We start from the raw sequence: 20,679 nt of genomic DNA on the forward strand, positions 1-20,679 counted from the left end.
CGGGCGGTTCGGGCTCTCCGCCTGCCGCGGCGGACGGCGCCGGCTCTCCGCCTGCCGCGGACGGTGCCGAGACTTCGCCGGATCTTACGAAGAGCCCGGGAACCTCGCCGACCGCCACGAACGGCAGCGGATCCGCGCAAGACGCGACGGACGGCACCGGCACCTCGCGGGACGACGCCGAGACATCGGTGGACCTCGTCAAGGTCCCCGGAACCTCACTGGCCGCGAACGAGGCCGGATCTTCGCAGGGCGGGACGAACACCGCCGGATCTTCGCCAACTTCGGGGGCGTCCGGTGCGTCCAACAACGATGACGCCGTAGGGCTCGAGGCCGCGGCCGGAGGGGAAGCCGCAGCCGATCCGCGCGGCGTCGCCGCACCGGCATCTGCCGTGGAGTCCGGAGCCGCTGATCGCGATGACGCCACTCGACCCGACATGGCCCCGCCCGTGGAACCCACGGCGGGCAGTCTGGTCCTGGCCGACGAAGGCCCGTCGGCCATGACCGCCGTACACGCCCTTCCCGAGGGCGAGAAGTCCAAGAAAGAGCCGAAGAAGCCGAAGAAGAAGCGGAGCCGGCGGGCCAAGTGGCTGCGCCGCTCGGCGTACGTGCTGGGCGTGCTCATCCTGCTGCCCGTCGCCGGCTTCATCGTCGCGTACCTGATGACGCCGGTACCGACCTCCTCCCAGCCCCTGGCCAACGCTCAGCCGTCGACGTTCTACTTCAGCGACGGCAAGAGCGTCATCCTGACGAAGGGCACCAACCGGCAGCCGGTCCCCCTGTCCAAGGTGCCGAAGCCGGTACGGGACGCCGTGATCTCCGCGGAGAACCGCAGCTTCTACAGCGATCCCGGGGTGTCATTGAAGGGCTCGGCCCGTGCGATCTGGGCGACGGCGACCGGCGGCTCCATGCAGGGCGGGTCGACCATCACCCAGCAGATGGTCCGCAACTACTACAGCGGCCTCAGCCAGCAGCGCACGGCGTCGCGAAAGCTGAAGGAGATCATGATCGCGCTCAAGGTCGGGCGCGAGAAGGACAAGAGCTGGATCCTCCAGACGTACCTCAACACGATCTACTTCGGCCGGGACGCCTATGGCATCCAGGCGGCCGCCCAGGCGTACTACAACAAGGACGTCCAGGACCTGACACCCGCCGAGGGCGCCTACATCGCCGCGGCCATCCAGGTGCCCACCACCGCGACCGACACGTCCAACCCTCGAGCTCGCGCCTACATGCAGAGCCGCTGGAAGTACGTCGTCGACGGCATGGTCCAGATGAGGAGCATCACCCCGCAGCAGGCCGCGGCCATGCGGTTCCCCTTGCCCAAGAAGGAGAAGATCAAGTCCATCTTCGCGGGCGAGAAGGGCTACATGTACGACCTGGCGAAGGCCGAGTTGCTACGCATGGGCTACACCACGGACCAGATCAACTACGGCGGGCTGAAGGTCCGTACGACGTTCGACAAGGACCTGATGGACGACGCCAAGGCGGCCGTGGAGGACAGCATGCCCTCGAGCGCCTCCAGCAAGATCATGGCCGGCCTGGTGTCCGTCGACCCGTCGACCGGTGAGATCAACGCGTTCTACGGCGGCAAGCAGTACCTCGACAACAACTTCAACAGCGCGTTCGACGCCAAGGTGCAGCCGGGGTCCGGTTTCAAGCCGTACGTCCTCGCCGCGGCCCTGAACGACGGGATGTCCCTGGACGACCAGGTCGACGGCAGCGACGACCAGACGTTCGACGGCAGCAAACAGCCGATCCAGAACGACAACCACGAGGACTTCGGCCCGGTCAACCTCGTCACCGCGACCCAACAGTCGATCAACACCGCGTACGTCAACATCGCCCAGAAGATCGGGAACGACAAGGTGATGGAGATGGCGGAGAAGCTCGGCATTCCCAAGGCGCAGCTGACCGCCAACGGCGCCAACACCGCCGTCACGTTCCCGCTCGGCGTCATCGACGTCAGCGTGGAGCAGCAGGCCGCCGCGTACGCCGCGTTCGCGTCCGAGGGCGTCTACCACGCGCCGCACGTCATACGGTCGGTGACCGACCGGAACGGCAAGAAGCGCGTCGTCCCGACCACCGGCAAGCGGGTCTTCAGCACGCAGATCGCCCGGGACGCGACGTACGCGATGCAGAAGGTCGTCGACGCGGGCACCGGCACCAATGCCGCGCTGCCGGACCGGAACGCCGCCGGAAAGACCGGGACGACCTCGAGCGGCAAGCAGATCTGGTTCAACGGGTTCATCCCGCAGCTGGCCGCCTCGGTCGGCATCTTCCGGAGCGACAACAAGGCGCTGAGCCTCCCCGGTTACTCCTCGTACGGCGGTGACCTGCCGGCCACGATCTGGCACAACTTCCTCGTCAAGGCCGACGCGGACATGCCGGTGAAGTCGTTCGGGGATCCGTCGGTGTACGTCGGCGGGCGCCAGTACCCGACGACTCCCGTCCAGCCGCAACCGCACCCGAGCTTCTCGAGGCCCCGGACGACCAGGCCGTCCCACCCGTCCTCGCCGACTCACCATCCGCCGACCGGGGGCCCGCCGAGCCACCCGCCGACCGGCGGCCCGACCGGCCAGCCCACGGGCCGCGTGTACGAGGGCGGCGACCCCAACTCCATCTTCTGAGCGTTCTGAGCGGCTGAGCGCCCGCGGCCCTGCGGCGGCGGGCGCTCACTCGTTCACTTGCAGGCCGTGGCCAGGGCGGTGGGCTGGTGCTGGACGACGCTCTGCATGCGGGAGATGTCGCGTGGGCTGATGCCCGTGCTGACGCCCCGCCATTCGGTCGCCATGCCGCTCAGCGTCCGGCTCAGCTTCTTGTCGTCGGACTCGCGGGCGAGCGCGTCGAACCGCGTGGCGAGGGACGCCGCCGCCTGCTTCCACTGGGTGATGTCGTCCGGTGAGATGCGGTTCAGGGTCGCGTTGTAGGACCCGACCGCCTTGACGGCGTCCTTGCAGACCTGGCCCTTGTTCGTGCCGACGCCACACCCGGCCGCGCACACCGCGACCAGGACGACCCCCGCCGGCCGCCGCCATCCACCCCGCATCGCCCTGCTCTCCCTTCGTCGAACTCCCGTGCCCGTATTCAATCGTGGAGAAGCGGTCACGCGACGCCGAAACGGCGTTCTTCGGGCGGGTGCTCTATACTCGCCGTCAGGTCACGAGTGCCAGCGCGAAGCCCCGGCTTGCTGGCCGGCAACCCTCCGTCCGTGGCGGGGTGCCCCGGGTGATGACCGGGTCCGACACGACCGTGCCGGACAAGCGCGGACCCCTCGCGGGGTCCCAGGCCCCGCTGGAGGTGTGTGTTGTCCGCTGTACTCGATCTGCCCCCCATCACCCGTCCCGCCCTGCGCGTCGTGGGTGAAGGCGTCCCCGTGCCCCTCGCCGACGGCCGGACCGTTCCGTACGCGAACCTCGACTACGCGGCGAGCGCGCCCTGTCTGGAGGCGGTGCGCGACGCGCTCGACGCCGCCCTCCCCTACTACAGCAGCGTGCACCGCGGCGCGGGATACGCCTCGCAGGTGACGACCGACCGGTACGAGCGCGCCCGCGAGGTCGTCCGGGAGTTCGTCGGCGCGTGGCGGCGCGACGCCGTGGTGTTCACCCGCAACACCACCGACGCGATGAACCTCCTCGCGCACGCCCTGCCGCGCGGCACCACGGTCGTCGTGTTCGAGTCCGAGCACCACGCGAGCCTCCTGCCCTGGGAGCGCGGCAACCGCGTCGTACGGCTCCCGGCTCCCGAATCCCCGGCGGCGGCCCTCGCGGCGGCCGGCGAGGCACTCGCCGCGGCGCCGGCCGGGCCGCGCCTGCTCGTCGTCACCGCCGCCTCCAACGTCACCGGCGAGCTGTGGCCCGTCGCCGAGCTCTCCGCCGTCGCCCGCGCGCACGGCGCCCGCATCGCGGTCGACGCCGCACAGCTCGTCCCGCACCGGCCGTTCGACATGGGCGCGCTCGACGTCGACTACGTCGCGTTCTCCGGGCACAAGCTGTACGCGCCGTTCGGCGCGGGCTGCCTCGTCGGCCGCGCCGACTGGCTGCGCGCCGCCGAGCCGTACCTCCTGGGCGGCGGCGCCACCGCGAGCGTCGGCGAGCACGTGACGTGGTCGGCGGACCCGCAGCAGCGACACGAGGCCGGCACGCCGAACGTCCTCGGCGTCATCGCGCTCGCAGCCGCGTGCGAGGCCCTGACCGACTGGGAGACCCTCGTCGCGGAGGAGGAGCGCCTCCTGCGGCGGCTGCGGACCGGCCTGGCGGCCATCCCCGGCGTACGGGAACTGTCGCTGTGGGGCGACCAGTACCCGCGCGTCGGCATCGTGTCGTTCGTCGTCGAGGGCCGCGAGTCCCGCGCCGTCGCCACCGCGCTGTCCGACGAGTACGGCATCGGCGTACGGGACGGGAAGTTCTGCGCGCACCCGTTCGTCCGGCGACTGGTCGGCGACGGGCGAGGCGGCTGCGGTGACGGCGACGGCACCGCGCTGCGGGCCAGCTTCGGCATCGGCACCACGGACGAGCACATCGACCGTCTGTTGGCCGCGCTACGGCGGCTCACCGCCTGACGATCCGCTCCGCTGCTGGTCAGCGGTATTGAAAGTGACAGTTCGTCCGGGTAAGTCCGATCGGCTGCCGATACTCGTGCGCGCCGCCGGTTTGCTCCCGGTACGGTGGACCTCTTGTGCAAAGAGCTTCCGGGGGGTGGCGAATGACCGGCACATGGGAGCCCGCGAACCAACTCGAGCAGCAGCTGCGCGACGCCCTAGGCGACGGCGACCAGAACGCCTACTTCAAGCTGCTGAGCGTGGCGGAACTCGTCCTTCCGCTGCCACAGGTCGAACCGGACCCCGGACAGCCGGCGTTCACGTGGCCGACCAGCACGCACGAGGGTCGCACCCACATACTCGCCTACACGTCGGTCGAGGCAGCGCGCGCCTGCCTCGGCCCCGGCTACGAGCACTTCGTCCGAATGCCGCTGGCGGAAATGGCGAACACCTGGCCGGACAGCGACTGGTGGCTCGCGGTCAACTCCGGGCTGCCGATCGAGGGGTACCTGCCCGCCTGGTTCGTCGGACAGCTCACCGCGAACCTCCCGCCCGCCCAGGAGGCGCCGCCCGCCCCGGAAACCGGTCCCGCCGGCCAGCCGCCGACGGAGCAGGAGGCGCCTCACGGGACGCACACCGCACCGACCGGGCATGAGGCGATCCACGACTCGTCCGCCGGGCAGGAGATCACTCACGACGCGCAGGCCGACCAGGAGACGCCGTACGGCTCGCAAGCCGAGCAGACGCCCTTTGGTGCACAGGCCGAGCAGACGCCCTTTGGCACGCAGGCTGAGCAGGGAACGCCCTACGGCGCGCAAGCCGAACAGACACCCTTTGGTGCGCAGGCCGAGCAGGGGACGCCCTACGGCGCGCAAGCCGGCCAGGAGATGACGTACGGCGCGGCGGCCGAGCAGGAGGCGACTCACGGGCAGGCCACGCCCACCGGGCAGTACACCGGCGAAGCGGCACCGGACCACGGGTCGCTGTCGTTCCCACCGGTATCGGAGACGTCACTCCCGCCCGTACCACCGGCCGAACCGTCCGCTCTGGAGTCGGGTGCCGTTCCACCGTGGCCCGGAGACGCCTCGGCGCCTCCCGCGGACGCGCATCCTCCGCTGGGCGGACCGGCCCCCGCGCCTTTCGGGGACGCGCACCCTCCGGCCCCGGGCGGACCCACCCCGGCACCTCTCGGGGACACGCATCCTCCGGCCCCGGGCGGACCGGCTCCCACTCCTTTCGGGGACACGCACCCTTCTGCGGCGGGTGAACCCACCCCGACTCCATTCGAAGACGCACACCCGCCGGTCCAAGGTGAACCGGCCCCGGCTCCTTTCGGGGACGCGCACTCGCCGGTCCGGGGCGAACCCGGCCCGGCATCTCTCGGGGACACGCACTCTCCGGTCCGAGGCGAACCGGCCCCGGCTCCTTTCGCGGACGCGCACCCTCCGGCCCCGGGCGAACCCGGCCCGGCGCCTCTCGGCGACACGCACTCTCCGGTCCAGGGCGAACCCGCCCCGACGCCCCTCGAAGACGCACACCCGCCGGCTTCGGGCGAACCGGCCCCGGCACCCGTCACCGACACCGCGCCCTTCCCCGGCCTCGCGTTCCCCACTCCGCCGCCGCAGGGTCCCCCGCCCGCGTCCGGCCCGTACCCGGCCCCGCCGGCCTGGGAGGAGTCGTTCGGCGAGACGACGATCGCGGACGCGCCGACCGCGGAGGCGTTCGCCCGAGAGGCGTCGATCAGGGAGCAGCAGTCCGGCGGAAGGCCGGCCGAAGAGCCGACCGGAGGCGCACCGACCGCAGAGCCGGCCGACGACAGGCCGGCCTGGGGCGGACCGACTGCCGACTCGGCCGGCGGCAGGCCGACCGCGGAGCCGACCGGGAACGCGCCGACCAAGGGGTCGGCCGACGACAGGCTGGACGCGGGCGCGCCGGCCGCAGAGTCAGCCGGCGGCAGGCCGACCGAGGAGTCGGCCGGGGGCGCGCCCGACGGATGGACACCGGCCGGAGAGGCACCGCCGTACCCCTCGTTCTCCACCGCCGGCGCGGTGCCGCCCGCCCCGGCGGAGGGCACCCCACCGGTGGCGGCGACCGCCCCCATGCCGATCGTCTCCGACGACGAACCGATGCCCCCGGGACCCGGCCAGGCGGACGTCGGCCCCACGTCCTCCCCGGCCGACGCACCCACGCCGGGCGAGCCGCGGCCGGTCTCCTCCGACGCGCCCCTCACGCCACACTTCACGCCGGACGCCGACTTCATCCCCCTGGACGAAGAAGAACGCCTGCTCTACGACGCCGCCTCGCGCGACGACCGCGAGGGACTCCTGCGGACGCTCCTGGGCGCAAGCCAGATCTGGGTACCCATGGTCGAGGGCGGCGACCTCATGCTGGGCCCCGGGCGTCCCGGTTTCCAGTGGTACACCCGGGAGTCCGGCGGACGGACCGTCGTGCCGCTGTTCACCGGGCCGAGCCGGATGCGCGAAGCGATGGGCGGCCACCCGTTCATCCTGTCCGACCTGACGAAGATCCTGCGGTACTGGCCGGACCCGGCGTGGGACCTCGTCATGAACGACGGCTCCGCGATCGGCGTCACGATCCCCGGGGACCACATCACGGCGATGTCGCGCCGCGTCGACGACGAGGCCGCCGAACGCCTGGCAAGCGACTTCCCCGCACAGAACGACGCCGAACGGCGCCTGTTCGAGGCTCGGCACGATCCGGACGAGTTCCTGCAGGCGCTGCTCGAGGCCTCGGTCTTCCTGCCGGTCTGGAGCCGTACGCCGCCGACCGTGCAGACGCCGCCGAGCGACCCGGCGTTCCCCTGGGCGGAGGTGTCCGTCCGGGGCCGCGCGTCGGTGCTCGCGTTCACCTCCTTCGACTGGATGAAGGAAGCGGTCGGCACCACCGGGTTCGTCATGCCGACCTTCGCCGACCTCCTCACCGCATGGCAGGAGTCGAGCTGGGACGTCTCGGTGAACCCCGGAACCCCGATCGAGATCGCGTTGTCCGGCGAGCGGATCCACGCGATCGCCACCTCGCTCGCGAACCGCGCCGCCACTCCGACCGCGCCGTCCTCCGCGTTGGCGGCCCCCGGCAACCTCACTCAGAGCGGCTCCGCCGAACCTCACCAGCCCCCCGCCGGGCCACCGCCGGAGCCGATCGCGGCCCCGGGGTCGCTCGCGGCACCCACGGCCCCGCCGCTGCCGCAGCCGGCGCCGGGCCCGGCCGGTATCCCGGTCCCGGCGGAAGCGGCACCGTCGGCCGCCCGACCAGGACCGGCACAGATTCCGGCAAGCATGCCGGTCCCGACGCCGACCGCACCATCGGGCGCCGAACCCGGACCGGCACAGATCCCAGCGACCATCTCGCTCCCGACGCCGACCGCCGAACCGGGACCGGCACAGGCCCCGGCGAACATCCCGGTCCCGACGCCGACCGCACCATCGGGCGCCGAACCCGGACCGGCACAGGCCCCGGCGAGCACCCCGGTCCCGACGCCGACCGCACCGCCGACCGCCGAACCCGGACCGGCACAGATCCCGGCGAGCATCTCGCTCCCGACGGCGACCGCACCGCCGGCTGCCGAGCCGGAGTCGGCACAGGCGCCGACCGGGGTCCAGGTCCCGGCCGAGATGATGCCGCCGACCGCTGCCCGGCTTGAACCCCAGGCCGTGGTCGCCGATCAGGCTGAGCCGCGCACCCCCGCCGACGGGGCGTTCACGATCATGCAGAAGGTGCTGGTCCACGACCAGGTCCCCTGGTACCTCGACAAGGCGTATGACCGGGTCGCCGGATTCGTGCACCGCGTCCAGGACGTCATCGACCTGAACACGCCGCAGCGGCTCTACGAGTGCCTGGGCCTGACCCGCGACGGGTCGCCCTTCACGGTCGACGACCGGGAGGTGTACGTCATCCGCTGGGCGGCGTACCGCGCCGGGCTCTACCGCACGCCGTTCGGCGGCACGAACGAGGACGCCGTCAAGGAATGGGGCGAGGACGGCTGGGTGGTGGAGCCGCCCCCGTTCACGGGCGACGGCTTCGCCCCTGGCAGCGCGGGCAGCATCCCGGAGTACAAGGCTGAAAGTTTCAGGCTCCCGCACAGCTCGGAGATGTACGTCATCAGCAGCGACGGGTCCGAACGGTTCGTCGCCAGGTACGACGCGGATCGGCTCGTGTGGGAGAAGGACAATTGATCAGAGACGGCTACGTCGCTCGTTGGCAGGGCACCGACTATGACGCGGTGCCCGGAGTCGACGGTGAGGTCCGGCTGTACTCCACCGTGCCGGTGGACGGCTTCACCGAGGTACGGCCCGACCGGTTCCTACTGGTCGTCCGCGAGGACCAGGTCGGCGGCCTGCGCTACGTCCGGACCCGCTGTACCTGGCGCGGCGAGCCGTTCGTCGTCATCGGCGAGCATGAGGGCTGGGTACGCGTCGAGTACAGCGGCGGTCGCGCGCCCGTTGCCGCAGCCCTCGAGCTCGAACGCGTGGACATCGGCGTCTATCAGGCCTGGGTGTCCCAGGACGAGATCACTGGGCTTCACCAAGAGCTCATCTAGAGGTTGCTGCGATATAACTCCGTTAGCACGGTTGATTGATCGGCTTTCACGTGATCGCATGATTCATACCTGACTCCCCGGGGTAAGCCGGGGTGATGTCTTTACGGTGCGATGGGGAGGTTGTGAGCAGTGCTCGCACGATCGGCACGAAACCCGCTGGTCATCGTTCTCGGCGCAGGGATCGTCCTGATCGTCGGCAACTCTCCCCCAGCCCTGGCATCCGGTGATACCAGCAAATCGGCGACACCTTCGAGCGGGACGAGCAAGTCTTCATCTCCCTCCACGTCGGCGTCACCGACGAAGAGCTCGACGGACACCCCTACTCCCACGCCGACGCCGGATCCGACTATGTCGGTATCCGTGCTGAACGCTCCTAGTTCGGCGAAGTCGGGCGGAAGCTACGCCCTGGACGTGCTGGTGTCGCCAAAGGGGGGCACGGTTACCGGCGCGGTGCTCACGGTGGACAGCAACCAGGCCACCGTTACCTGCAACGTCACGCACGACCGCGCTTACAGGATCGGGTCGCTTACATACTCCCGGCATGTGGCGATCACGGTCTCCGTACCGAGCAGTTTCACCAAGGGCACCGTCACCGTAAGGGCTTATGTCGCCTCCACCAACGCGAAGGAAGCGAGCGGGGCAGGGAGCTTCACGGTGACGAAGCCGACGCCGTCGAAGTCGTCGACGCCGAAGCCCTCGCACTCGAGCGGATCCGGGTCAGGGTCCGGGTCGGGCAGTGGGTCAGGGTCCGGGAGCGGGAGTGGCTCAGGGGCGTCGACGCCGACGGGGAACCTGAACTCCGGCAGCGGGGCGACGAACGGCGCGAACACGTCGCCGTCGGTCGCCGCGCAGCAGAACCCGGCGCTGCCGAACATCGGGCAGGGCCAGAACAACACTCAGGCGCAGGATCCGGCCACGGCGCCGATGCAGAACGCCGGCAACTCGCAGTCGATGCAGAACGCCGCCGACGGGCCGGACGAGCTGACGTTCGACAAGCTGGCCAGCACGCAGGCGGCCTGGCTCGCCGCGCTGCTGGTGGCGTTCGGGCTACTGCTGACGCAGGTGCGGCTCGGCAAGGCGAACACCAAGGACGCCAACGCCGCCGCCAAGGCGAAGGGCGCTCACCGTAAGGTTCGCGGCCCCCGCCGCGCGCGCTGACGGTCTTCGCATAACGAACGGCCCCCGCTCCCGACGACAGCGTCGGGACCGGGGGCCGTTTCGCGCACGAAGTGCTGTCGGACCGCGCATCCGTCCTGGTCGTCAATGGAGTTACGGGCCATTCGTGTGCGGGCGGGACCGGGTATCGCCGCGCGGCCGCCAAAAAACGGAGACGCGTCCCCGGCCGTACGGAAGAAGGCGGGCTGGTACGCCCCTGGCGCGACGATCCACCGGAAGACTCGACCGTAAGACCCGCGGGCAGGGCCGTCGCCCACGCTAACGCGTCCGCGGCCGGCCGTACGGCCCGGTCCCGGCCGGAGCCGCCGCCCGGCTACCGCACGAGAGGCTCACCTCGCACGCCCGGGCACCGCCTGAGGTCACCGGTCGTCGGTGAGACGGGTGGCCTGGGCGTTCAGGTAACGCTGCTGGGGAAGACTGGTCGTGCGCCGGGCCGCCGCCGCGTAGGCCGTACGGGCCGCTGCGGGATGTCCCGCCATCTCCAGCAGGTGGGCGCGGACCGCGGTCGGGCGGTGGTCCGCCGGGAGCCGGTCCTCCTGTTCCAGCCGGGTGAGCAGGTCGAGGGCCTCTCGTGGGCCGCGGGCCATGGCGACGGCGACGACGTGGTTCAGCCGCACGACCGGGTTGTCGCGGATCCGCAGCAGCAGTTCGTACAGCGCGAGGATCTGCGGCCAGTCGGTCGTCGCGGCGTCCAGTGCCTCGTCGTGCAGTGCGGCGATCGCCGCCTGGAGCTGGTACGGGCCGGGCGGCCCGTGGGAGAGCGCCCGGGTGATGAGCGCGACGCCCTCGGCGATGAGGTCGGCGTTCCAGAGCGTGCGGTCCTGTTCGGCCATGGGGATCAACGCGCCGTCCGGTCCGGTGCGCGCGGTGCGGCGTGCGTCGGAGAGCAGCATGAGCGCGAGCAGACCCGTCACCTCGCCGTCGTCGGGCAGCAGCCGGTGGGCGAGGCGGGTGAGCCGGATCGCCTCGGCCGCCAGGTCCGCCCGCTGCAGGTCCGGGCCCGCGGTGACGGCGTAGCCCTCCGTGAAGACGAGATAGAGGACGTGGAGGACGGCGCCCAGCCGGTCGGCGCGGTCGGCGGCGCTCGGCGGCGCGAAGGGCAGGCCGCTGTCCCTGATGCGCTGCTTGGCGCGGGTGATGCGCCGGGTCATGGTCGCCTCCGGCACGAGGAACGCGCGGGCGATCTCCGCGGTGCTCAGGCCGCCGACCGCCCGCAGCGTGAGCGCGATCTGCGCGGCGGGCGACAGCGCGGGATGGCAGCAGAGGAAGAGCAGGGTGAGCGTGTCGTCCGCGTCGGCGGGCCGGTCCGCAGCGGGCGCGAGCCATCGGTCGGGCGGGATCGACCGGGCGACGAGGTCCTCGCGGCGGCGTCGCGCCTGTTCGCCGCGGAGCAGGTCGGTCAGCCGGCGTGCGGCGACGGTGATCAGCCACGCCCGCGGGTCGTCGGGGAGACCGTCCTTCGGCCACTGGGCGGAGGCGGCGAGGAGCGCCTCCTGCACGGCGTCCTCGGCCGCGTCGAAGTGGCCGTAGCGGCGGACGACCGCGCCGAGGACCTGCGGCGCGAGGCGGCGCATCAGGTCCTCGGTGCCCTCGGTCATGGGTTCACAGGTCCAGCTCCGCCGCCGAGCCGACGATCGGCCTGATGTCCACGTGCCACTCGTTGTCGAGGACGGCGTTCTCCGGATGGGGGGTGTCCGCCAGGCGGGCGGCGATCTCGGTCGCCCGGTCGAAGCTCGCGCAGTCGACGATCGTGTACCCGGCGAGGACCTCCTGGGTCTCCGCGTACGGGCCGTCGGTGGCCACGGGGACGCCGTCGCGGAGGCTGATCCGCCGGGCGTGCACGGGGGCGGTCAGACCCTGGGCGTCGACGAACTCTCCGGACTCGACCAGGTCGTTGTTCCACTTCCCCATGAACCCGTGCAGCGCCGCGACGTCCTCCGGCGACCAGGCCGGCCGGTCGCCGGCCGCCGTCCCGCTGAGGACGTCATAGTCGCGCTGTGATCCGTAAATCAAGATCATGTACTTCACGATCTCTCCTCTCCGCCGGCACCCGTTCCGGTGCCTCTCACCCGGGACGTCGGAGCCGGGGGCACGACCCGGACACGTCTCCGGGACGAAGTTCGCGGATTCGCTGAGGCCACCGTACGGACTCGGCCGCGACCTGGGGAAGCGCCCCCCAGCTCAGTCCGTCAGCCAGTTGCCGTGGAAGCCCGCCGGCACGCGGCGCGGCAGGCGTACGGAGGCGGCGAACTCCAGCTCGGCGGCGTCGAGGACGAGCAGTTCCGAGCCGTCGCCGGCGCGGTCGGTGACGATCGACAGCAGCCATCCGGCGTCTTCGGCGCGGGCGTCGGCCGCGGGGACGAACACCGCCTCGCCGGGAGACTTCCCCAGGTCCCGTACGCGGGCGCCGCCGTCGCGGGTGTCGTACTTGACGATCGCGTCGCCGATGACGGTGTAGAGGAAGCGGCTTCCCCTGCCGAGCCGGTCGTCGTTGAGGGTGGGGAACTCGACGTCGCGGTCGTCGAGCGGCTCCTCCTTGACCGCGCCGGTCGCCGGGTCCAGCGTCCACCGGTACAGGGACGCGCCTCCGCTCGCGGCCGCGGCGGCGGCCGGGTCGGGCGTGCCGCCGATGCTCCTCCAGAGACCGGTGAAACCGGCGCGGGTGTAGCGGACGGCGTCGAGTGTGATGCGGCCCTGGGCGTCCTCGGAGGCGTTGCCGACGTGGAAGACGTAGCAGGGGTCGATGGGGTACCAGCGGGTCTCGCCGCCGTCCCGCGGCATCACCCCGAGCCGTGCGCCGTACGCGTCGTCCCAGCGGTACGGCATACCGGATCCGAGGAGCTCCCGGTCGAACACCACCGGCAGGTCCAGCCAGATCACGTGGTGCTCGGTGATCGTGAAGTCGTGGATCATCGTCGGTCCCGGGACGTCCACGACCCGGCTCTCCACCAGCTCGCCCGCTGCCGAGAGGCGGTGGTAGGTGAGGTACGGGGGGCCGAAGCCATAGCCGAAGAAGTGCAGTTCGCCGGTGACCGGGTCGGTCTTCGGGTGCGCGGTCATGGCGGTCGTCAGCCGGCCGCCGAAGTCGTACGGCCCGACGGTGTCCAGCTCGGGCGTCATCTCGTACGGCAGGCCGGTCTCGACGAGGGCGAAGATGCGGCCCGCGTGCCGGATGACGCTCGTGTTCGCCGGTGTCGCGGTCAGGTCGACCCCCTCCGGGCCGACGAACGGCGCGCCGTCCAGCTCGCGGGTCCGGACCCAGCGGTTGCGGTACCACTCGGCGCGGCCGTCGCGGAGCCGGACGCCGTGGAGCATGCCGGCTCCGGCGAACCAGTGGCCGGGGTCCCGGCCGGGGAGGGGGTTGGGGCCGTTGCGGAAGTAGCGGCCGGTCAGCTCGGGGGGCAGGGTGCCGGTGACGGCCAGGTCGACGGCGTCGATCTCGTCGGGGACCGGGGCCTTCAGGCCGGTGAGGTAGTCGGGGAGGTTCATCAGGCGGCGGCGTTCTGGCGGGCCCGGACGGTCTCGGGGTAGCGGGCGGTGAACAGCGCCGGGAGGACGAAGCCGACGACCTTGACGGCGATGCTCAGCCCGGTGGCGTGGGGCGCGACGTCGACCAGCACCGCCAGCACGATCGCCATCGCGGTGAAGGAGAGCGCCCACGCGGCGGTGATGACGGCGTTGACCCGGTAGAAGATCGGGCTGCCGTGGATCTCCGGCGGGGTCATCGTCCGGGCGATGCCGAGAGTGAAGGGCCGGCGGATGGCCAGGGACCCCCAGGCGACCAGGGCGAGCCAGGCGTCGGAGACGGCCGAACCGTACGCGCCGAGGGGCGCCTTGGCCACGGTGAACGCCGCGATGGCGAGCGCGCCGAAGAACGCCATCGAGGTCACCTCGATGATCAGGGCGTCCCAGGGGCGGCCCTTCCGGCGCTCGGACGCGAGGAGCACGACCGCCAGGACGGCGCCGACGAGCGCGCCGTACCGCGAGTCGTGCGGGGTGCTGATCACCGCGAAGGCGATCCAGGGGAGAAAGGTGCGGAGGTAGCTGAGCACGGGGCGCTCCCGATGACATTCCAGTAGTGACAGGTCGAAAGTAGAACCTCCACTAGCGACATGTCAACAGTGGAATGTAGGCTCAGGTCATGAGCCTCCGACACGCCGTGCTCGGCCTCCTCTCCGAAGGGCCCGCCAGCGGCTATGACCTGCTGAAGATCTTCGAGATCTCGCTCGCCAACGTCTGGCCCGCCACCCAGAGCCAGCTGTACGGCGAGCTCGGCAAACTCTCCGACGCCGGATTCGTCACCGTGGTCGCCGAAGGCCCCCGTGGCCGCAAGGAGTACGCGATCACCGACGCCGGCCGGGCCGAGCTGCGCCACTGGCTGACCGAGGTCGAACCCACCCCGGTGGCCCGCCGCAGCGACATGCTCCTGCGCGTGTTCTTCCTCGGCATCCTCGAACCCGAGGAGGCCCGCGCGTACCTCCGCCGCCGGGCCGAGGCCGCGGAGGAGTATCACCGGAACCTCGGGGAGCTGCTCCCGGCCGTCGCCGAGGGCGAGGACTCGCTGTCGGTGTACGGCCGGATCGCCCTCGAATGGGGCCTGCGGTTCACGGCCACGCAGCGGGACTGGGCCGAATGGGCCGAGCAGGAGCTCGACCGGATCCGGAAGTCTCAGGACGCCCCGGGTTCATGACCCCGGACGCGCGAAAGGCCGGCCCCCTCCGAAGCGTCGGAGAGGACCGGCCGTTGCCGTACGGATGCCGAGGTGAGGCGGGCGTCCGGCTCAGCTGGGGTAGAAGCCGAGGAGGTTCTTGTTGCCCTTCGAGATCGCGGTCCAGGACGAGCTCAGCGACGAGTGGTGGAAGGTGTTGTCCGCCGGGTCCCACCAGTACAGCTGCTTCCCCTTGGAGTCGGAGTGGTAGCCGTAGATGACCATGAAGTGGCCATCCTTGTTGCTCGAATGCGACCAGGGCTTCGCACCGACCAGTACCCGGGCGACGAGCGGGTGCTTCTTGGTGCCGACGTCGTAGGTGACCGCGTTCCATACGAAGCCCGAGGACGTGGGATGGAGGTTCTGGTAGTAGGACCCGAGATGGATGGCCTTGTTGATGCCGATCGCGACCCAGTTGGCGCCGGTCCCGCCCGGCGGCTTGGTGTGCATGTACCCGGCCATCGTCTTCTGGCTGGGCAGGGACTTCTTCGGCAGAAACGACGACACGACGGCGCGCCCGGCGGCCGGGCCACAGTAGTAGTTCTTCGACTGCTCCTGCGTGACCAACTTCAACGACTTCGTGACCGCGGCCGCCGACACCGCGCCGGCGGGCTTGGCCGGAACGGCTGCGGACGAGGAGGCGGAGGAGGAGACGGTGGACGCCTGGGCACCGGTCGCGGCCACGAGGACGAGCGGCGACGTGAGAGCGAGGGCGGAGGCGAATATACGAACCTTTGCCACAAGAGCCTCTTTCGGGGGATTAAAAGCGGCGGAGAGGACCGGTCCGGGTGCTCAGTATTGGGTCCGGATAACGCCGCATACAGAGCCTGGAGCCCTATTTCGGATTGAGCCGCTGGACCCACCGCAGGTCTGGGCGCGGCCCGTGCAGGGAAGAGGGATCGCATGGAGCTGTTCCCCGCGATGCCGCTCGCCGAATGGCGGGACACCAAGGAGACGATTCACCGTTTCGCCCAGGTGGTCGGGAAGGTCCGGCTCGCCGCCGGGATTCGGCGCGACCACTGGTGGGGCGTTCCCTTCCACCTGACGGGACGCGGGCTGACGACGCGGCCGACGGGCCGGGCCGACGGCGGCCCGATCTTCACCATCGACTTCGACTTCGTCGCCCATCGGCTGATCGTCACCACGCTGGACGGCGAGGCGGCGTCGTTCCCGCTGTGCCCCCGATCGGTCGCGGCGTTCTACCGGGACGTCCTGCGCGTGCTGGCCGGCCTGGGGGTCGAGGTCGACCTGGCCATCCCGCGGCCCTTCGACCTGCCGGACTCCGGCCGGCCGTTCGCCGAGGACACCGAGCACAGGGCGTACGACCCCTACCTGGCCACGCGGTACTGGCAGGTGCTGAGCCAGGTGAACCTCCTGCTGGAGGAGTTCGCCGCGGGCTACTCGGGGAAGATCAGCCCGGTCCACCACTTCTGGCACACGTTCGACATCGCGTGCACACGCTTCTCCGACCGCGTGATCGACCAGCCGCCCGAGGCCGATCCGGTGACCCGCGAGGCGTACTCCCGAGAGGTGATCAGCTTCGGCTTCTGGTTCGGTGACGAGGCGTTCCCCGAGCCGGCCTTCTACTCCTACACGGCGCCGGAGCCCGGCGGGCTGGCCGAAGAGCCCCTGGCTCCCGCGGCCGCGCAGTGGACGCCGTTGCGGGGCGGCCACCTGGCCGTCCTGCGGTACGACGACGCGCGGGCCGAGCCGGATCCCCGCGCCGCCGTGCTGGCGTTCTACGAGAGCGCCTACCAGGCCGGCGCCCGCCTCGCCGGCTGGGACGTCACCGGGCTCGCCTCACCGGGCGGCGTCACCGACCCGTACTGGACCGACCCGCCGCCCGCGTGACGAACGCGTCTCGAGGCGGGCTCAGTCGCGGATCAGTTCGTGGCAGGCGATGGCCGTGGCGGCGACCACGTTGAGGGAGTCGACGCCCAGTGCCATCGCGCCCGCGCTCATGGGGATGCAGACCGGATGGTCGGCCTCCCGCAGCCAGCGCGAGGACAGCCCGTCGCCCTCCGTACCGAGCAGGAGGGCCGCCCGCTCGCCCCGCGGCACCTTGTGGAGCGGCACCGCCGACTGGTCCGGGGTCAGGGCGAGCAGCGTGAACCCGGCGGCGCGCACCTCGGCCAGGCCGTCGCGCCAGTCGGCCATCCGGGCGTACGGAATGGCGAACACCGCCCCCATCGACACCTTCACCGACCGCCGGTAGAGCGGGTCGGCGCACCTGGGCGAGAGGATCACGGCGTCGATCCCCAGTGCCGCCGCGCACCGGAAGATGGCCCCGACGTTGCCGTGGTCCACCAGATCCTCGAGCACGAGGATCCGGCGCGGAGGCGCCGAACGTCCCCGGCCACCGGCGTCCCCATCGTCACCGGCCCCGCTGGCAGGCCCGGTGCCGCTCGCGGACCGGGCGGCGTCGCCTTCGCCGCGCCCGCCGGTCCCTCGGGCGGGCCGGTCACCGGCCAGCACGGCGGCGACCGACGGCAGGGGCAGGCGCTCCATCGAGGCCAGCGCCCCGCGATGCACGGCGAACCCGGTCACCGCCTCGACCACGTCATCGTCCGCGACGTACACGGGAGCGTCGCCGAACACGTCGGACAACGACTCGACCCACCGCCGCGCCGTCAGCACCGACCGCACCGGATACCCGGTCGCGACCGCCCGCCGGATGACCTTCTCCCCCTCGGCCATGAACAGTCCGTGCTCGGCCTCCAGGCTCTTGCGCAGGTTGACGTCGCGAAGGCGCACGTAGTCGGCGAGTCGCGGGTCGGCGGGGTCGGTCACGGGGATCAGGCTGGCCATGACCTTCAGTATCGCGTCATGCCGGGAGTGACCACTGCCGACGCCTCCGATGCGGCTGCGGGACGAGAGAGTCACCGGCGAGTTGACCCGCGCTTGACAAAGCGGTCCGCGTCGTCAGTGCGGTGCGGCCGGTGCGACTCCGGGTGACAGAGTGACCACATTCCACGGGCGGGCCGGTGAACGGACGGTAAGAACGTCGACGCCCCGGTCCGGCGCGGTCTCGAAGGGTGATAGCGCGCTCCGGATACCGGAAATGAGCTTCCGAGACGGGACACCGCAGGGTTTGCAGTGGATCTTTACTGGACTGACCTGCGGCATCATCGTATTTGATCATCTTTGTTACGAATTGCGAAGACCGCTACAGTTCCGCTCTACACTCAGCCCAGACCGCCGCGAGATGGGACAGCCGTGAGCCGACGTCGCCGCAACGACATGCCCCCGGGTGAGACACCCGGCGACGGCCATCCGCCGTCGGGAGACGGTCACACGACCGGGCCCCAGGCGTACGGCGACGGTTCCGGTCCCTTCGCGCCGCGCCCGCCCGGGTGGGGCGGTCCCGGCCAGGACGCGCAAGGCGCTTACGGCGGCCCCGGTCCGGCCCCGAATGAGGGGAATGGCTACGGCAACGTTCCCTACGGCACCGGCAACTCCGGCCCAGGCGAGCGCGACGGCCACCGCAGTGGCTCCTACGGACCCGGCGGCGGGCCGAGCGAGCGCGATCCCTACGCCAACGGCTCGTACGGGCCCGGCGGTCGACCAGGCGGACGCGACCCCTACGGCAACGGCTCCTACGGAGCGGGCGGCGGTCAGCCGGGCGAGCGTGACGGCTACGGCAACGGCTCGTACGGACCCAGTGGCGGTCGCCCGGGTGAGCGCGACCCCTACGGCAACGATCCCTACGGACCCGGCGGCAATCAGCCGGGCGACCCCTCGTACGTGGCGAGCGGCGGGTTCTTCGGCCGGCAGGGCGGCGGCCTGGCCGGGCCCGGCGGCGGCTCCGGCTACGGCGGTGGGCCTGGACAGCCGGGCTCCGGTCCGGGCGGTCAGGGTCACGGCCCGGGAGAAGGCGGTCCCGGGGGTCCCGGCCGTCCGGGTTCCGGTGGGCCGGGACAGGGCGGCTCCGACGAGGGCCGATCGGGGCCTCCCGGTGCCGGCCGGCGCCGGATTCAGCGGCGGCGCTCCATCAGCGCCCTGGTCGGCCCGCTGGCGGGTGCGGTCGGGCTGGCCATCCTGCTCGGCGCGGGCGTGTACGCGCTCGCCGACAGCACCAAGTGCGGCGGCACGCCCATCAACCTCAAGGTCGCCGCGGCGCCCGACATCGCCCCGGCGGTCAGCGACATCGCCACGTCGTTCACCAAGGAGAGGCACTCCGTCGACGGCAAGTGCGTCAAGGCGACAGTGAAGGCCTCCGACCCGGCGAGCACGTCCACGATCCTGTCCGGTCAGGGCGCGGTGCCGGGTGACGTGTCCCCGGACGTGTGGATCCCGGACTCCTCGCTATGGATCACGCTGATGCGCAGCTCCCCGAAGGGCGCTGCCGCCGTCAACAGCACGCCGACGAGCGTGGCCGAGACCCCGCTCGTCGTCGCGACCACCCGGTCCTTCGCCAACAAGATCCAGGGCCAGGGCATCCGGCCGACCTGGGACATGCTGCTCAAGGCCACCGACGCCCTCGCTGCGGGCGCGGTCAGCAAGAACGACATGCTGCCCGCCGACTCCGTGCACCTGCAGATCCTCGACCCGAGCCGCAACGCGGGCGGACTGGGCGCGGTCGTCATGACGCGGATGCTGCTGCAGGGCGACCCGAACGCCGACGCGATCTTCACCCAGATCGCCCGCAAGGTACAGAACAGCATCTCGCCGAACACCCAGGCGCTGTTCGCGAGCTTCCACAAGAACCTCCATGGCCGGGCGCCCGTCGTGATCGCGCCCGAGCAGGCCGTGTGGAAGTACAACCAGGGCAAGCCCGCCGCGCCGGCCAGCGCGATCTATCCCAACGAGGGCATGCTCAACCTCGACCACCCCTTCGCGCTGACCACCGACGATGACACGAAGGTCCGTGCGGCGGCGCTGCTGGAGAAGGCGATGAGCACCGATCAGGCCCATGCCGCGGTGCGCGCCCTCGGCTTCCGTACGCCCGACGGCCGGGCGGGCACCGGGTTCGGCAACACGAGCGGCCTGAGCCCGCGAATCCCGCGGGCCCTCCCGACGCCCGCGTCGAACGACGTCACCGACGTCATGCAGGCCTGGACGAAGCTGTCGCTGCGCACCCGGATGCTGACGCTCCTCGACGTGTCCGGGTCCATGTCGCAGCCGGTCGGCAAGGGCGTCACTCGGATGGAGGCGACCGCCCAGGTGGCCCAGGGCGGCCTCGCGATGCTGCCCGACGACACCGACCTGGGGCTGTGGACGTTCTCCACGAACCTGCAGGGCACCCAGGACTACCGCACCGAGGTGCCGATCGGCCCGCTGTCGACCCGACTGGGGTCGGGGACGCGCCGCCAGGCGATCCTGTCCGCGCTCGGCCGCGTACGGCCGAAGCCCGACGGCAACACCGGGCTGTACGACTCGGTGCTGGCAGCGTTCCGGTCGATGAAGAAGACGTACAAGACGGGCTACTACAACTCCGTCCTCGTGCTGACGGACGGCAAGAACGACGACGTCAACGGCATCTCGCTGAGCAACCTGCTCCGGACGTTGCGGAAGGAGCAGGACCCGACCGAACCGGTCATGGTCCTCTTCATCGGGTTCGGCCCGGACGTCGACATGGCGTCCATGCAGCGGATCGCCGCGGAGACCGACGGCGCGGCGTACCAGGCGATGAAGCCCCAGGAGATCCAGCGGATCTTCCTGAACACGATCGCCCGGCGTATCACGCACTGACCTGCGGAA

At 71.3% G+C, this 20,679-nt stretch carries 15 protein-coding genes and 1 riboswitch; of the genes, 8 read left to right on the forward strand and 7 right to left on the reverse strand.

What is annotated here, in order from left to right; translation table 11 throughout:
• Nucleotides 1-446 precede the first annotated feature (446 nt).
• Nucleotides 447-2,627 carry a transglycosylase domain-containing protein gene (locus ACQP2O_RS42025; RefSeq protein ID WP_433174786.1) on the forward strand — a complete coding sequence of 727 codons (2,181 nt, stop codon included), beginning with the start codon at nt 447-449 and terminating at the stop codon, nt 2,625-2,627.
• 53 nt (nt 2,628-2,680) lie between these two features.
• On the opposite strand, the gene ACQP2O_RS42030 is transcribed toward ACQP2O_RS42025, so the two are convergent.
• Nucleotides 2,681-3,046, reverse strand: a complete 366-nt coding sequence (locus ACQP2O_RS42030) for a hypothetical protein (protein ID WP_433174788.1) — start codon at nt 3,044-3,046, stop codon at nt 2,681-2,683.
• Between the two features lie 109 nt (nt 3,047-3,155).
• Nucleotides 3,156-3,269, forward strand: a riboswitch (SAM riboswitch).
• A gap of 35 nt (nt 3,270-3,304) precedes the next feature.
• On the opposite strand from ACQP2O_RS42030, the gene ACQP2O_RS42035 reads away from it, so the two are divergent.
• The 4 genes from ACQP2O_RS42035 (at nt 3,305) to ACQP2O_RS42050 (ending at nt 10,253) form a co-directional block, all read left to right on the forward strand.
• Nucleotides 3,305-4,558: an aminotransferase class V-fold PLP-dependent enzyme gene (locus ACQP2O_RS42035; RefSeq protein WP_433174790.1), complete on the forward strand. Its 1,254-nt coding sequence runs from the start codon at nt 3,305-3,307 to the stop codon at nt 4,556-4,558.
• 143 nt (nt 4,559-4,701) lie between these two features.
• Nucleotides 4,702-8,730: an SseB family protein gene (locus tag ACQP2O_RS42040; RefSeq protein WP_433174791.1), complete on the forward strand. Its 4,029-nt coding sequence runs from the start codon at nt 4,702-4,704 to the stop codon at nt 8,728-8,730.
• On the forward strand, nt 8,727-9,095 hold the full coding sequence (locus ACQP2O_RS42045; RefSeq protein ID WP_433174792.1) for a hypothetical protein: 369 nt from the start codon (nt 8,727-8,729) through the stop codon (nt 9,093-9,095). Before ACQP2O_RS42040 ends, ACQP2O_RS42045 begins: the two co-directional genes overlap by 4 nt.
• 348 nt (nt 9,096-9,443) lie before the next feature.
• Nucleotides 9,444-10,253, forward strand: a complete 810-nt coding sequence (locus tag ACQP2O_RS42050) for a hypothetical protein (RefSeq protein WP_433174793.1) — start codon at nt 9,444-9,446, stop codon at nt 10,251-10,253.
• A gap of 377 nt (nt 10,254-10,630) precedes the next feature.
• Here the strand turns inward: ACQP2O_RS42050 and ACQP2O_RS42055 are convergent, their stop codons facing one another.
• The 4 genes from ACQP2O_RS42055 to ACQP2O_RS42070 form a co-directional block, all read right to left on the reverse strand.
• Nucleotides 10,631-11,869 (reverse strand): RNA polymerase sigma factor, encoded by a 1,239-nt coding sequence (locus ACQP2O_RS42055; protein WP_433174794.1) that lies wholly within the window; start codon nt 11,867-11,869, stop codon nt 10,631-10,633.
• 4 nt (nt 11,870-11,873) lie between these two features.
• Nucleotides 11,874-12,290, reverse strand: a complete 417-nt coding sequence (locus ACQP2O_RS42060; RefSeq protein ID WP_433191334.1) for a YciI family protein — start codon at nt 12,288-12,290, stop codon at nt 11,874-11,876.
• Between the two features lie 162 nt (nt 12,291-12,452).
• Nucleotides 12,453-13,760, reverse strand: a complete 1,308-nt coding sequence (locus ACQP2O_RS42065) for a carotenoid oxygenase family protein (RefSeq protein WP_433174795.1) — start codon at nt 13,758-13,760, stop codon at nt 12,453-12,455.
• Entirely contained in the window at nt 13,760-14,323 is a 564-nt protein-coding gene (locus ACQP2O_RS42070) for a hypothetical protein (RefSeq protein ID WP_433174796.1), read from the reverse strand. The genes ACQP2O_RS42065 and ACQP2O_RS42070 overlap by 1 nt, the downstream gene beginning before the upstream one ends.
• Before the next feature lie 89 nt (nt 14,324-14,412).
• On the opposite strand from ACQP2O_RS42070, the gene ACQP2O_RS42075 reads away from it, so the two are divergent.
• A complete protein-coding gene (locus tag ACQP2O_RS42075; protein WP_433174798.1) occupies nt 14,413-14,961 on the forward strand; it encodes a PadR family transcriptional regulator in 549 nt (182 codons plus the stop codon).
• A gap of 90 nt (nt 14,962-15,051) precedes the next feature.
• Here the strand turns inward: ACQP2O_RS42075 and ACQP2O_RS42080 are convergent, their stop codons facing one another.
• A complete protein-coding gene (locus ACQP2O_RS42080) occupies nt 15,052-15,720 on the reverse strand; it encodes a C39 family peptidase (RefSeq protein WP_433174799.1) in 669 nt (222 codons plus the stop codon).
• Nucleotides 15,721-15,882: 162 nt separating this feature from the next.
• On the opposite strand from ACQP2O_RS42080, the gene ACQP2O_RS42085 reads away from it, so the two are divergent.
• A complete protein-coding gene (locus ACQP2O_RS42085) occupies nt 15,883-16,830 on the forward strand; it encodes a DUF5996 family protein (protein ID WP_433174800.1) in 948 nt (315 codons plus the stop codon).
• Nucleotides 16,831-16,851: 21 nt separating this feature from the next.
• On the opposite strand, the gene ACQP2O_RS42090 is transcribed toward ACQP2O_RS42085, so the two are convergent.
• The gene (locus tag ACQP2O_RS42090; RefSeq protein WP_433174801.1) at nt 16,852-17,787 is read right to left on the reverse strand and encodes a TrmH family RNA methyltransferase; all 936 of its coding nucleotides are present in this window, start codon (nt 17,785-17,787) and stop codon (nt 16,852-16,854) included.
• Between the two features lie 408 nt (nt 17,788-18,195).
• On the opposite strand from ACQP2O_RS42090, the gene ACQP2O_RS42095 reads away from it, so the two are divergent.
• Nucleotides 18,196-20,670 carry a substrate-binding and VWA domain-containing protein gene (locus ACQP2O_RS42095; RefSeq protein ID WP_433174802.1) on the forward strand — a complete coding sequence of 825 codons (2,475 nt, stop codon included), beginning with the start codon at nt 18,196-18,198 and terminating at the stop codon, nt 20,668-20,670.
• Nucleotides 20,671-20,679: the final 9 nt, after the last annotated feature.

Source organism: Actinoallomurus sp. CA-150999 (assembly GCF_050942425.1).
Taxonomy (GTDB): domain Bacteria; phylum Actinomycetota; class Actinomycetes; order Streptosporangiales; family Streptosporangiaceae; genus Actinoallomurus.